14 protein-coding genes are annotated in these 13,061 nt (G+C 53.0%); 5 read left to right on the top strand and 9 right to left on the bottom strand.

Translation table 11 applies throughout. From position 1 onward, the window contains the following. Window positions 1–14: 14 nt before the first annotated feature. Window positions 15–1,025 (bottom strand): tripartite tricarboxylate transporter substrate binding protein, encoded by a 1,011-nt coding sequence (locus MIM_RS19850; RefSeq protein ID WP_025374511.1) that lies wholly within the window; start codon window positions 1,023–1,025, stop codon window positions 15–17. 25 nt (window positions 1,026–1,050) lie between these two features. Continuing rightward, complete coding sequence (locus tag MIM_RS19845) at window positions 1,051–1,887, bottom strand: HpcH/HpaI aldolase/citrate lyase family protein (RefSeq protein ID WP_025374510.1); 837 nt, start codon at window positions 1,885–1,887, stop codon at window positions 1,051–1,053. Window positions 1,888–2,175: 288 nt separating this feature from the next. Here MIM_RS19845 and MIM_RS19840 point away from each other — a divergent pair, with 288 nt between their 5' ends. The 3 genes from MIM_RS19840 to MIM_RS19830 all read left to right on the top strand — a co-directional run bounded on the left by MIM_RS19840 (window position 2,176) and on the right by MIM_RS19830 (window position 3,855). Next, a complete protein-coding gene (locus tag MIM_RS19840; protein WP_025374509.1) occupies window positions 2,176–2,373 on the top strand; it encodes a heavy-metal-associated domain-containing protein in 198 nt (65 codons plus the stop codon). A gap of 79 nt (window positions 2,374–2,452) precedes the next feature. Then, window positions 2,453–2,869 carry a DUF411 domain-containing protein gene (locus MIM_RS19835; RefSeq protein ID WP_025374508.1) on the top strand — a complete coding sequence of 139 codons (417 nt, stop codon included), beginning with the start codon at window positions 2,453–2,455 and terminating at the stop codon, window positions 2,867–2,869. Window positions 2,870–2,967: 98 nt separating this feature from the next. Further along, entirely contained in the window at window positions 2,968–3,855 is an 888-nt protein-coding gene (locus MIM_RS19830) for a LysR substrate-binding domain-containing protein (RefSeq protein ID WP_025374507.1), read from the top strand. A 63-nt stretch (window positions 3,856–3,918) separates the two neighbouring features. On the opposite strand, the gene MIM_RS19825 is transcribed toward MIM_RS19830, so the two are convergent. The 7 genes from MIM_RS19825 to MIM_RS19795 all read right to left on the bottom strand — a co-directional run bounded on the left by MIM_RS19825 (window position 3,919) and on the right by MIM_RS19795 (window position 10,474). Then, window positions 3,919–4,644, bottom strand: a complete 726-nt coding sequence (locus MIM_RS19825; RefSeq protein WP_025374506.1) for an amino acid ABC transporter ATP-binding protein — start codon at window positions 4,642–4,644, stop codon at window positions 3,919–3,921. Window positions 4,645–4,666: 22 nt separating this feature from the next. Beyond that, window positions 4,667–5,362: an amino acid ABC transporter permease gene (locus MIM_RS19820; protein WP_025374505.1), complete on the bottom strand. Its 696-nt coding sequence runs from the start codon at window positions 5,360–5,362 to the stop codon at window positions 4,667–4,669. 12 nt (window positions 5,363–5,374) lie between these two features. Continuing rightward, the gene (locus MIM_RS19815) at window positions 5,375–6,070 is read right to left on the bottom strand and encodes an amino acid ABC transporter permease (RefSeq protein ID WP_025374504.1); all 696 of its coding nucleotides are present in this window, start codon (window positions 6,068–6,070) and stop codon (window positions 5,375–5,377) included. 99 nt (window positions 6,071–6,169) lie between these two features. Further along, window positions 6,170–7,051: an ABC transporter substrate-binding protein gene (locus MIM_RS19810; RefSeq protein ID WP_025374503.1), complete on the bottom strand. Its 882-nt coding sequence runs from the start codon at window positions 7,049–7,051 to the stop codon at window positions 6,170–6,172. A gap of 19 nt (window positions 7,052–7,070) precedes the next feature. Then, window positions 7,071–8,657 carry a rhodanese-like domain-containing protein gene (locus MIM_RS19805; RefSeq protein ID WP_025374502.1) on the bottom strand — a complete coding sequence of 529 codons (1,587 nt, stop codon included), beginning with the start codon at window positions 8,655–8,657 and terminating at the stop codon, window positions 7,071–7,073. Between the two features lie 66 nt (window positions 8,658–8,723). Continuing rightward, window positions 8,724–9,884 carry a cystathionine beta-lyase gene (gene metC, locus MIM_RS19800; RefSeq protein ID WP_025374501.1) on the bottom strand — a complete coding sequence of 387 codons (1,161 nt, stop codon included), beginning with the start codon at window positions 9,882–9,884 and terminating at the stop codon, window positions 8,724–8,726. Continuing rightward, a complete protein-coding gene (locus MIM_RS19795) occupies window positions 9,884–10,474 on the bottom strand; it encodes a cysteine dioxygenase family protein (protein WP_025374500.1) in 591 nt (196 codons plus the stop codon). The genes metC and MIM_RS19795 overlap by 1 nt, the downstream gene beginning before the upstream one ends. Window positions 10,475–10,616: 142 nt before the next feature. On the opposite strand from MIM_RS19795, the gene MIM_RS19790 reads away from it, so the two are divergent. Both MIM_RS19790 and MIM_RS19785 read left to right on the top strand, forming a co-directional pair. Next, window positions 10,617–11,477: a LysR substrate-binding domain-containing protein gene (locus MIM_RS19790; RefSeq protein ID WP_025374499.1), complete on the top strand. Its 861-nt coding sequence runs from the start codon at window positions 10,617–10,619 to the stop codon at window positions 11,475–11,477. Window positions 11,478–11,590: 113 nt separating this feature from the next. Continuing rightward, window positions 11,591–12,976, top strand: a complete 1,386-nt coding sequence (locus MIM_RS19785; protein WP_025374498.1) for an MATE family efflux transporter — start codon at window positions 11,591–11,593, stop codon at window positions 12,974–12,976. Window positions 12,977–13,061 lie beyond the last annotated feature (85 nt).

Below are 13,061 nucleotides of genomic sequence, written 5' to 3'. Positions count from 1 at the left end.
AGGCTGATCCGTGTTTATTTCTGTACGTGAATATCGCTGTCCCTGGCGACTTTTTTCCACAGGTTGATGTTGTCGCTGATTTCCTTGTCGAAATCGGCGGGCGTCATATAGGCCGCTTCGGCGCCTTCCTTAATGAAGAATTTTTTCAGTTCCTCATCCGCCGTGACCTGTTTGAGCGCGTCATTCAGTTTTGTGACAACGGCATCGGGCGTGCCTTTGGGCGCCAGAATGCCCCACCAGATTTTGAAATTGTAGTTGGGTACATCGGCCGCGATGGTTGGCAGATCAGGTGCCACCTGGCTTTTCTGGCTGCTGGTCACGGCCAGGGCCGTGGCTTTGCCGGTGCCGACTGCCGGCAACAGTGATGGTCCGCTGGCAATCAACACATCCACCTGATCGCCGATCAGTGCGTTGGTTGCCGGTCCCATGCCTTTGAACGGCACATGTGTCATATTGATTTTGGCCAGCGAGTTCATCATTTCAGTTGCAAATTGGTTGCTGCTGCCCGGGCCGGACGAGGAGTAATTCAGCTTGCCGGGATTGGCTTTGGCGTAGTCAAGCAGTTCGCTCACCTTGGTGAACCCCAGCGTTTTGCGCACGGCCAGAATAAACGGGCCTTCGGCCATCAGACCCACTCCGCGCAGGTCGGCGATCGGGTCAAAGGGCAGTGAAGGCTGGATCGCGGCATTGGTGGTGAAGCTGGATGAGACGGCCGCCAGCGTATAGCCGTCCGGCTTGGCGCGCGCCACCTGCATGGTGCCGATAGAGCCGCCGGCACCACCTTTGTTTTCAATCACGACCGTGGTTTTAAGCAGCGTGCCCAGTTTCATGCCCACGGCGCGGGCGAATGTGTCATTCGAGCCACCCGGTGGGTAAGGCACGACCAGGGTGATGGGCCGATCACCCGGAAAGCTGGCGGCGGCGTCGGCAGCCATTGCACTCACGGGTAATGCAATCACAGACGCGAGCAGGGCGCTGCACGCGGCTTTCAAAACAGACTGATGGTTCAATGCATTTTTTTTCATAGGTATCTCCTCCTGGAACGATCAATTACTGGCCGATCTGGCGCAGAATCATTTTTGCTTTGTTAATAAATGGGACATCGATCATCTGGCCGTCAAGAACGTAGGCACCGTGGCTGGCCTGATCGGCCGACTCCACAATTTTGCGTGCCCAGTCAATTTCTTCCTGGCTTGGTGCGAATACTTCATTTGCAATCGCAATCTGGGATGGGTGAATGCAGGTTTTGCCCAGGAAACCAAGTGATTTGGCCAGCATGGCTTCCTGCCGAAAGCCTTCGCTGTTGCCGATATTGGCATAGGCGCTGTCATAGGCGTAGATACCTGCGCTGCCTGCAGCCAGTCGCAGATTCAGCATGACATGATGGACGGTCGCGGGCTCGTAACGCCGGATGCCCAGCGGTTCAAACAAATCACCCAGGCCCAGTTGCAGGCCGGCGATGCGCCTGTCTGTTGCAGCAATAGCGGCTGCGTTGATCAGGGCCAGCGCCGTTTCAATGTTGACCAGAATGGCCGGTGGTTTGTCCAGTGCGCTGGCGGCCTTGTCGAAGGCCACGAAAAAATCCTTCATCTGTTCGGATGATTCGATTTTCGGGATATTGATCATGTCCACGGCGTCAACCATGCACGCCTGCAGATCGTCTTCAAACCAGGCGGTCCCCATATCGTTGATACGGACGATAATGGTCTTTTTTTGTGACTCTGGTTGCAGTGATTGCAGGAAATCATTCAACTGCTGGCGTGCCTGATCCTTGTGCATCTCCAGAACGGCATCTTCCAGGTCAAAGGAAAGGGCATCGGCCTGGCTGTTGAGGGCTTTTTCGAATAATTCCGGTCGTGATGCCGGCACGAATAATTTGCTTTTCATCTTCTCCTCCTTTTATATGCGCAGATCATAAGGGAGAAAAGATAGAAAAAGTGCTTGTATTTTTATCTTAAAAAGATAAGAATTATATCTTTTGAGGCGGCACCAGACCAAGGCTATGACGAATGAAATGGCGTTATGAAGCAGCGTTATGAAGTAGTGTTATGAAATTGCGTTACCAATTAGCATGATGACAGCGTGCTCTGCAATGGTGTTTGAAATAGTACTTGACCTTCCCATCGTGTCAATGTTTAAGCTTTAATCACTATCAATCACATGGGAGTGAATCACATGAAATTCCAAATCGAAAACATGACTTGCGGTGGATGTGTACGCCGGGTAACTGCAGCTGTCCAGGCGGTTGACGCATCCGCAACCGTTTCCGCCAATGTGGGCGAGCACAGTGTAGACATTCAGTCCACCAGTACTCAGCAGGCGCTTATGGATGCGCTGGAAACGGCCGGCTATCCGGCACGACCGGTGGTATAAGCGGCAGCGCCGTCGTTCGGCGAACTATGCATTCATTGCCATGCATTCACCACAAGGCATCCACTTTTGCAGGTTTTTTATGAAAACGCTAATATTTTCAATGGCACTGTTAACGGCCGCTTCCGGCGTCTATGCAGCGGAAAAATCCGTCACGGTGTATCACGATCCCAATTGTGGATGCTGTACGGGCTGGGTGCAGCATATGCGCGATGCCGGATACAGTGTAAATGCAATCAGGACCGCAGATATGTCTGCGATCAAGCAGAAACTTAAGGTACCGGCAGCGCTGGCATCCTGCCACACGGCGGTTGTAGACGACACGGGGCAAATTGTTGAGGGGCATGTGCCGGCCTCTGTGGTGGATAAGTTGATTACGAAGCGGTCTGTCACAGGTGTGGCTGCACCCGGCATGCCCGCCAACTCGCCCGGTATGGGGCCCATGGACGGTAATCTGGTAACCGTGGATTTTTCCGGACAACCGTTTTCCCGGGATTGATCGGGTGAACGGTGAGTCGCGAACCTTGTTCTTCGGCATCAATCTCCGGTCGCGTAACCACGCGTGGAAGAATGCGTGAAATAGCGCGTTGAACAGTCATGAACACAAACTTTATCCGCACCTTTCTGCTGGTTCATCAGCTTGGCTCTATGGCTCAGGCGGCCAGAAAGCTGAATGTGACACATGGCACGGTGGCGCAGCAAATTGCCTCGCTGGAAAAGGAGATTGGCGTGACGCTCGTGGCGCGTGCCGGGAAAACGGTGCATGTGACCGAAGCAGGCTTGCGCCTGCTGGACAAGTTGATGCTGATCATCAATGAAATAGATGCATTGCCGGGCGTGGCTAATTCAAATGAAATACGCGGAGAACTCAGAATCGGCGCAGGCAATAGCGTGCTTAACAGCATTTTGCCGGATATTCTGAGTCTGCTGGTGCGACGCTATCCGGAAGTGCATGTGGTGGTGCAGCCAGGTGTGTCACCGGACTTTTACCGCGACATTGAGAACGGCGATCTGGATGCTGCCATTGCCATCGAACCACCTTATACCTTACCTAAAACCCAGGAATGGCTATTGCTACGCGAAGAGCCGTTTGTATTGCTTGCATCCGAAGTGCACAGTGGAAAAAACCCCGAGCAGTTGCTGCGCGCCCAGCCTTTCATTCGCTACGATCATAACAGCTGGAGCGGCAAGCTGATTGAACAGTACTTGCGCGCAATGGCGATTGTGCCGGTGGAGCGCTTTGAGCTGAATGCGATTGAATCGATCGCCCTGATGGTTAATCAGAATCTGGGTGTTGCCATCATTCCGGACTCAGCCAATCTGTATAAACGGGATCTGAAAATTATTAAATTACCCTTGCCGGAAGTGAGTGCGCCGCGTCGCTTCGGGCTGGTCTGGTCACGCAAATCAACGCGTATCCGGCTGGTGCAGGCTTTTCGCGAAGCGGCGCTGATGGCGTATCAGGTGTTGAATCGGCAGGGATAGAAGCCCGCAAGCGGGCGGGATGGTGCGTGGTGTTATGGGTATACACCACGCAAATAAAGGGACTCAATGCAGAATATCGGCCATGAACTTGCGGGCACGTTCATGGGTAGCTTGAGAGAAAAAAGTATTCGAAGTTGCATCTTCCAGAAGTTGTCCCTGATCCATAAACCAGATGCGATCGGCCACTTCGCGTGCGAAATTCATTTCGTGGGTAACACAGACCATGGTCATACCGTCGGCAGCCAGTTTCTTCATCACTCCCAATACTTCGCCGACCATTTCGGGATCAAGTGCACTGGTGGGTTCGTCAAATAAAATGACCGGTGGCTGTTGTGCGAGTGCCCGGGCAATGGCTACGCGCTGTTGTTGTCCGCCTGACAGGTTGGCGGGCATTTCATCTTTCTTGGCATATAACCCCACTTTGTCCAGCAATGCTTCGGCTGTCTCATAAGCCTGTTGTCTGGAATGGCCCGCGACTTTGATGGGTGACAGGGCCACGTTGTCCTTCACAGACAAATGCGGGAACAGGTTGAAATGCTGAAATACAAAACCGATCTTGGCGCGTAACTGATTAATGTTCACGTTCCGGTCGTTGATGCATTGGCCATCGATGCTGATAGATCCGCTGGCAATGTCTTCCAGCTTGTTGATCGTACGGATCATGGTCGATTTTCCGGAACCGGATGGGCCGCAAACGACCACGACTTCTCCTGCGTTTATTTGTCCGTTGATGTCGCGCAATGCATGATAATTTTTATACCATTTGTTGACGTTTTCAAACTTGATCATAATTGGTCTCCGTAAGTATGAATCAGGTGGCTGAGCCCAGGCGCTTGGTGTTCAAATGAGCCTCCAGCATTTTTGCAAGTCTGGATAGCAGCGCGCATATAAGAAAGTAAAACAGCGCCAGTACAAGATAGGTACGTAGCGTTCCGGTCAATTCAATGCTGTTGATCTGTTGCGCCGAAAACGCGGCCTCATTGACGCCGATGATATAAACGATAGAGGTGGCTTTGATCGTTGAAACGAACTGATTCAAAAGGGAAGGAATCATATTGGTTAAAGCCTGCGGAATCTGTATGGTAAACAGCGTCTGAAAATAACCCAGGCCCATGGCCCTGGCCGCTTCTACCTGACCAGCCGGAAGCGCCTGTAATCCTCCCCGGATGATTTCGGCCAGAAACGCTGATTCATAAATAACAATGGCCGATACTGCAGTCCAGAAGGGTGGGATTTCCGTCTTCATGAGGGTGGGCAGCAGAAAATAGGCCCAGAAAATGATCATGATCAGGGGAATGGACCGAAATACGTAAACCCATATCGTGGAGAGGACGCGAATGAACTTGATGTCGCAGGTCCTTCCTGTACCAATCAGTAGCGCAATCGGAAATGCGGCGGCAAGACTGAGTGCCGCAAGAATGAGCGTTCCGGCAAAGCCGCCAATGGGACCCGCAGGCCAGGACCCCACCAAAAACATCATGCCGTAGGTATCAATAAAATCATACATGTGAACGTGCTCCTATCTTTTGAAGTTCGCTGGATAGCGGCGGGCGATGTGTGCGCCCAGCAGGGCAATCAGCAGGGAAATGGTCAGATAGAGTGCGGTGGAAATCATGAAAATCTGGAAGGTCTGGAAGGTAATATTCTCTATGCGCTTGACTTGATAGGTCAGTTCGGTCACGCCGATTACCATGGCCAGGCTAGTGTCCTTGAACAGGATCAGCGATCGGTTGATGATAGGCGGGACCGCAATGCGAACCGCCTGTGGCAACACGACAAACCGCAACGCCTGCACCGAACTCAGTCCCACGGCGCGGGCTGCTTCAAGTTGCGTGCCGGCGATCGCCTTGATGCCTGAGCGGATGTCTTCGTAATAGTAGGCACTGACATTCAGAGATAAAGCAATCAGGGCAAAGGAAAATTCTGAATTTCCCTGGTTGATCCACATTTTCAGCGCTTTGGGCAACACCTCGGGCATGCCGAAATACCAGACCATGATTTGCACAACGGTAGGCACATTTCTGTGATATTCCACGTATAGACCAATCATTGCCCGCACGATACGCGATGGAATGAGATGGATGGCGGTTAGCAGCAAGGCGATAGCAAAACCGCAGACCAGTGCTCCCAAAAAGAGACGCAACGTGACCGACAGCCCTGTTAGCAATAAATGGACGGTTTCAGGATCCGAGAGCAGGGAAAGCGAAAAATTCATGGTAAGCCAGGGAATGTTTGTTCCCTTATTCTCCTGTAGATAAGGTCGCCTGCGTGGACCATGCCACGCGGCAGTCTTGCGGGGAGCATCAAATAGATACTAATTTTTCGTGCTGCTATCCAGTTGGGCAACCGGCTCCACCTTGAAGGTGCGCTTCAGTTTGTATATTGAGTCGTCGCCAAGCCATTTATTAAATATTTTATCCAGCTCGCCAGATTTTTCGATGGAGGTCAGCGCATTGTCCACAGCGGCTTTCAGTTCGGGTTCGCCTTTGTTCATGATAATGCCGATATGCTCTGTGGCAGTGGGTTCATCCAGCAGAACCGCGGGCGTTTCGGTTTTCTGGGAGTCATTGGCAAATCGCAGCAACACCAGTTCTCCGGCGCTCATTGCCTGCACTTTGTCATTTTGCAAGCCCAGGTAACATTGAGAGATATTCTGGTAAGTAAGCACCTCTGCCTTGGGTAACGTTTTTTGCGCGATGGCAGCAGAGCTGGACCCCGATGAAGCACAGACTTTTTTTCCTGCCAGATCAGCCAGCGTTTTGATACCAGCATCTTTCTTAACCAGTACCTTGATATTTCCCTGCAGATACTGCAAGCTGAAATCGACTTCTTCGGCCCGCTTTGGCAGCCAGGCTACCGATCCCGCCACAATGTCCACCCGCCCCATCTTCACTTCGGGGATACGGGCTTCGGTGGACAACGGCTTGTGCTGCAGTTTGACGCCCAGCTCGCTGGCCAGGGCCTGACAGATGTCTACATCGTATCCGACATACTTGCGTTGCCTGGGATCCTGATAGCCGTACGGGGAGCTGGCATTTTGCGTGCCGCAAATCAGGGTGCCGCGCTCCTTGATATCGGCAAGGCGGTTTGCATTTGCGCCAGCGCTCCATGAGGAGGCAAGCAGGGCAACAAGCAGCCATGCACTCTTACGGCTGAAAGCGGGATTGGTTCGGGGGCTGTGGTTTCTGCTCTTCATCGTTCGCTCCGGTTGTGTTTCAATCAAATGAGAACGTCTGGCGTTCCAGGTCGTCGATCTGCGATATGAGGTTGGTTTCCCATTCGAGATATTTTCTTGCGGCTTCCTTATTCCCCTGATGACGATCGTGAACAAAGAATAAGAAATCAATACATTGTTCGTCGGGCAGCACGGCCTCGTCCGTGTCCAAAGCAAGGCCGCTACGACTGATTTGTTCACTGTCCAGGCAGGCCATATATATTCGGGTGTGCCCGGCGCGTTCCAGATCGGCTGCAACCAAGTGCAGTTTATCGGCGTGTTCGCCTATCAGCAGGATCGCCTTGTCTTTATCTTTGGGAACAACCGATGTCACTGTCGGCCGAATGGCCCATATTGCTCCTTGCAGCCGCAGTCTGCGAAACTGCATGCTGGGTCGTGTGTCGATCAACATTGCTTCGGGATGAGCGCTGATAAAGGAGGCAATCTGATCGCTGGTAAGCACCGTCGTGTTGCGCAGGGCCTGATGATGTGTGTCAGTCGCTGCGGTTATTTGTAATTGGCCTGGATGCTGCAGAAGATAGGCTTCCCAGCCCAATTGCCTGAGCCAGCTAGCGATCACCGGCGCTCGCACTTTGTCAAAGTCCAGTAGTACCAGCCGCGATTTTCTTACGCCGATAAATTCGTCGGTCGCCTGGATAAGTTGGCCTCCAGGCGTGTGCTGAACACCCGCCGGAAGCTTGTCCTGACCAAACTCCTCTGGCGTTCTGACATCACACAGGAATGTTGTGCGATCTGATTGAGCCAGCCATTGTTGTACCTGCGCCGCATCGACCGCCTGCACGTTATGACGAGCAGCGAGGGTGGCCGAGCGCCGTTGCAATGTCGGCAGATTATGGTCTTGTACTGATCGGGGATAGAGCCTGTCCGACTGATGCTCCAGCGGCAGATCAGCCAGATACCAGCCTTGCGTCCCGTTTTCCAGTGCATACACCTTGTTGGGGACACCCAGATTGATCAGCGTTTGCGCTCCTACGATGCTGCGTGTACGGCCAGCGCAATTGATGACGATTGTTGTTGCCGGATCCGGTGCGAGTTCTCCTGCACGCAGGGCCAGTTCGCCATTTGGACAGCATACGGAACCTGGAATATTCATTTTTTTGTATTCGGGTACCGGGCGGCCATCAAGTACAACAATGTTATTGCTATCGTCCCTCAGTAACGCCTGCAACTGCTGTGCAGATATTCTTGGCGTGTCATAAACGTGTTCGGCCAGTTCGCCAAAGGTTTTGCTCGGCAGATTGACCCCGGCAAATGTCGCATAACCTGCGGCTTGCCATCCCTGTACACCGTCCTGCAGGATGCTGATGTTGGTGTAGCCCAGCGCGGTAGCGGCAAGGCAGGCGCGTTCGGCCACGTCATTCTCGTGCTGATTGCCATACATCACGATACGGGTGTTTTTTCTGGGGACCAGTCTTTCTATGTTGAGTTCCAGTGCACTATAGGGCACGGAGACTGCAAAAAAAAGATGATTCTCTCCATACTGGCCATGCTCCCGGATGTCCAGTACTGCAATTTCATCGGTGTCATGGATTTGCTGTTTCAGCGCGTGGGCGTTGATATATTTCATTGTCAATTCTTTTGCCTTGCTCGAAGAAGCGTGATAAATATTGAGGTTGTATAGGTGCCTGCCGGCTTATGTGATGCTGTTGAACATGGTGTCCAGATCACGCATAAGGTCTGCAGGGTCTTCCAGACCGATATGCAGGCGCAGCAGGTAGCCAAGCTGTTCGCTGTTTCGCAGCCTCGTGCGTTGCGGATCGGCGGGAAGAGCCAGGCTTTCATAGCCACCCCACGATGAGCCGATACCGAACAGATGGAGACCATCTATCGCGTCTTCGATTTTTTTCGAGGAAAGGTCGGGGTCAAACTCAATCGTCACCAGCCCATTGGAGCCCGTGGCATCCCGTTGCCACAGCGCATGGTTCGGATCTCCCGGCAAAGCGGGGTGAAATACGGTTTTTACTGCGTGATGGGTGTCCAGCCACTGGGCAATGCGCAAGGCGCTACTGGCATGACGTTGCAGGCGCAGTTCCAGCGTCCGAAGCCCACGCAGCACCAGAAACGCATCTTCAGCGGGTACCGTCTGGCCAAGGTTGATGCTGGCCTGTTCCAATTGGGCGAAGCAGTCCTGACCGGTTGTGACAGAACCCATCATTACATCTGAATGGCCGCCAAAGTATTTGGTTGCTGCTACGATTGAAATATCACAACCAAGATTAAGCGGCTGGTAGTTAATGCCAGACCCCCAGGTGTTGTCTGCACAAAGCAGGATATCCCGTTGTTTGCATATCTGTGATAGCGCCGGTAAATCGAGCATGTCATAGAGCAATGACCCCGGAGACTCAACGTAAACCATTCTGGTTGCGGGTTGCAGTTGACATTCCCAATGCGGATCCGTTGGTGAAAACTCACTGTATGTGATACCGAACCTGGTCAGCTGTGTTTCGCACAGGATGCGCATGGGTTCGTAAATGCCAGTTGAAATCAGCAGATGATCTCCTGCTTTCAAGTAGGCAAGCAGGGTAGTGGCAATCGCTGCGAGGCCTGTTGGAAACAGTTTGCTGCGGTACCCGCCCTCTATGGCGGTAATGGCATCTTCCAGTGCATAAACGGTTTCGTTACCACGGGCACCGTATGAAAGCACTCTATCGGTGTCGCGTTGCGCACGCGCCGCGCGCCATTGCGCCAGGCTGTCAAAAAGATAGGTGCTGCCTTTGATGATAGGCGTGTTGGCCCATCCGGATTCAGGCCTTCCCAACGAGGCCAGTTGGGTGGCTCGCGAGACAGATGACATCAGCCCTTGCTCCGCTGGGTTTTGACACCAACATCCATGATCTTGCAGGTGTTATTGCTAGTATCGAAGGCCATGCGTTCGGTCAGGGTTTCCAGCGCGCGTCCATACATATGCAAATGGCGGATATTGTCGTCTTCGATACGCACGGCGTGAATATCGTCGGGCATCAGTGCAATGCCATGACCGGGTTCCACGGCCTGCATGCCGGTTTGTACAACGGTTGCATGGCCTGGCACGCTGCCATCGTCGGTGCGTTCATAAAGATAGTTGCTTTCCACGCCTTCGACGGCAGCGATACAGGCCCAGGTGGTGTGATTGTGCGGAACAATTTTTTTCCCTGGCTTCATGACGTTCAGATAAAGCGCATAGCTGTTATCGGGCTCTGCATGGATAAGATAGCGAGCCTGCAATTCATCGCCGGTGGGTGCAGGGTAGAGGTCCTGGCCCCACCACTCTTTATGCGCAGCAATGCCAACCAGTGCATCGCGTATTTTGGCGAGTTTTTCGCGATCCAGCTGGGCACTGTCTATGTCTTTTGTGATATCGATAAATTGCCGGATGGCAACCTGCTTGTCTTGCTTTGAAGTCATTTATTTCTCCTGTGATTTTTTCAAAGTATAGATAGTTCGTCCTGTATTTACTAATTAGCATTAATTGAAAACATATAAGTAGTGCTAATATGTTCTCTATGAGTGGTACGCTTTTAAGAGCTTGTTTTTAAGGGTATTCCCTATGAATAATCTGGATCTTGGTTTGCTCAGAACATTGGTAACTGTAGAAAAAACTAATACATTCTCCGGTGCCGCGGAAGTGCTGTTCAAAACCCAGTCGGCCATCAGTCAACAAATGCAAAAGCTGGAACAGCAAATGGGCTATCCCTTGTTCCAGAAAAAAGGACGACGGCTGGTGCTGACCATGCAGGGCAAGCAATTGGCTGAGTATGGGAGACGGTTGCTGGCAATTAATGACGAAGTGCTGCGCACCGTTGGTCAGCAGCAAATGGAAGGGCATATTCGCCTGGGCGCCACGCTGGATGTGGCAGACACTATTTTGCCGCTGATGCTGACCTACATTGCCCGGCAAGCGCCGAGGGTGAAACTGGAGATCCAGGTTGATCGCAGCCCGTCGCTCATGGTGTCACTGGAGGCCGGCGATATTGATTTGACCATTTCCACCCGCGATGATCCGGCCTTAAATGGATTTGTATTGCGTACATCGCCAACAGCATGGGTGTGCGCCGCCGATTTTCCGTACAATCGTCGCGCACCGTTGCCGCTGATCCTGGCCGATGAACCCAGTATATTTCGTCGTCTGGCCCTCAGCGCACTGGAAGGCACGCAGATAAAGTGGCATATCAATTATCTGGCACCATCGCTGGTGGGCATAAAGGCAGCGGTGCGAGCAGGGCTGGGGGTGACAGTGAGAAGCGTTGAGTTCCTGGGGCCGGATATGCGTGTGCTGGGCGAAGCTGAAGGCTTGCCGCCATTACCTTTCGTGACGTATCGTCTGCTCACGCGCAAGGACACGATCAGCCCGCTCACACTTCATATCTATGAAATGCTGCGCGCTCAGTTCGAATATATTGACGATTAGGATGCAGGGGCAGGTTACTGCCTGCTGTCCTGCAGCCCCGACGGCTGAACAAAAGTGATTTGAGATATCATGTACGGATTCGAATTTTTTGCACTGCGTGCATTTGGTGTGTTGTGAAAGTTGGTACGACTGTTAAAGAGATTGCTTTTCTTGCCTGGCCGCTGGTCCTGATGCAACTGGCTTCGATCGCCCTGACAACCACCGATCTGATAATGATGGGCATGCTCGGCCCGACAGAGATCGCCGCTGGCGGCATTGCCATTACCCTGTTCGGACTGCTTAGAACATCCAGCGTTGGTCTGGTCACCCCAGCAGCGAATCTTTTTGCGCAGACATGGGCCCGGGGTGGTGTTAGTGCCACGGCGCGCCTGGCTTCCCAGGTGCGGTTGTGCCTGCTGCTGGCAACGGCCTGTGGCGCACTGATGGCAGCCGTGATGCTTATCGTGTTTCCTTTGCTGCGCTATCTCGGACAGGACCCGCAATTGCTGTCACTGGGTTATTCTCTCCTGATTTTTCTGGCGCCCAGTCTGATTCCGCTGCTTTGGTTGCAGGTATTGCGCAATGCAACAGTGGCGCTTAAACGCCCGGGCCCTTTAATGTTGATTACGCTGATCGCTGTTGCGATCAATATCGGCTTGAATCTGCTGTTTGTATTTGGCGTGGGCTCCTGGACAGGGCTCGGCCTCCCGGGGGTGGGTCTGGCCACGCTGTTTACTCAAACCCTGATGGCGGTAGGATTTTATGTGCTGGTTCGGCGCGACAGTCTGCTGGCGCCGGTGCTGCGGCTGCCCACACCCGGCACCGTGTCCTTGCGTTCGACCAGATCCAGGCTGTTTATACGTGAGGTCGCCCGGCTGGGGCTGCCTACCGGCGCGGCCTATGCCAGCGAGGCGGGATTTGTCTCGGTGCTCACGCTGGTTGCCGGTACGCTTGGTGCTGCCAGCCTGGCCGCTCATACCCTCGCTTTTCAGTACGTGAATATTGCATTCATGGTTGCCATCGGCTTGTCCCATGCCGTATCCATTCATATGAGTCATGCCTTGCCAGAGCGCGATACATCACGCCTGCGTTTGCTGGCACGGGCGATTATATGGATGGGTTTTGTGGCGATGGGCATTGTTGCGATTATTTACGTGACCTTGCCCGAAACCCTGATCGGTCTGATTCTTAAGAAAAATACGGAAAATGTCGAAGAGGTTCTACAGATTGCCGTGCCCTTGCTGGCACTGGCCGCGCTGCTGCAATTTGCCGATTGCCAGCAGAATCTGGCAGTAGGCGCCATGCGCGGTATTCTCAAGGCCCGCGATACCTTTGTGCTGACCATGGTGGGGTATTGGTTGATTGGTGTGCCGGTTGTGCTGGTGTTCACCTATGTGCTGCATCTGGGTGTCAATGGCATCTGGCTTGGGTTTTTCATCGGCTTAAGTGCTACGGCGCTGTTGCTGTGGCGACGTTTTTATTATTATGTACGTCAGATGGAGCAACAGCCCCGGCCGTAAAAAGGACAGCATCAGGGCTGATATTGCCGCCGCAGATGCGGGATGCCAGTGCCGGTATTGTTGCCTAAGGTTACCTAACATTGGA

Origin of the sequence: Advenella mimigardefordensis DPN7 (assembly GCF_000521505.1) — a bacterium.
Classification (GTDB): Bacteria; Pseudomonadota; Gammaproteobacteria; order Burkholderiales; family Burkholderiaceae_B; genus Advenella; species Advenella mimigardefordensis.
This window is presented reverse-complemented; position numbering and strand designations above follow the sequence as displayed.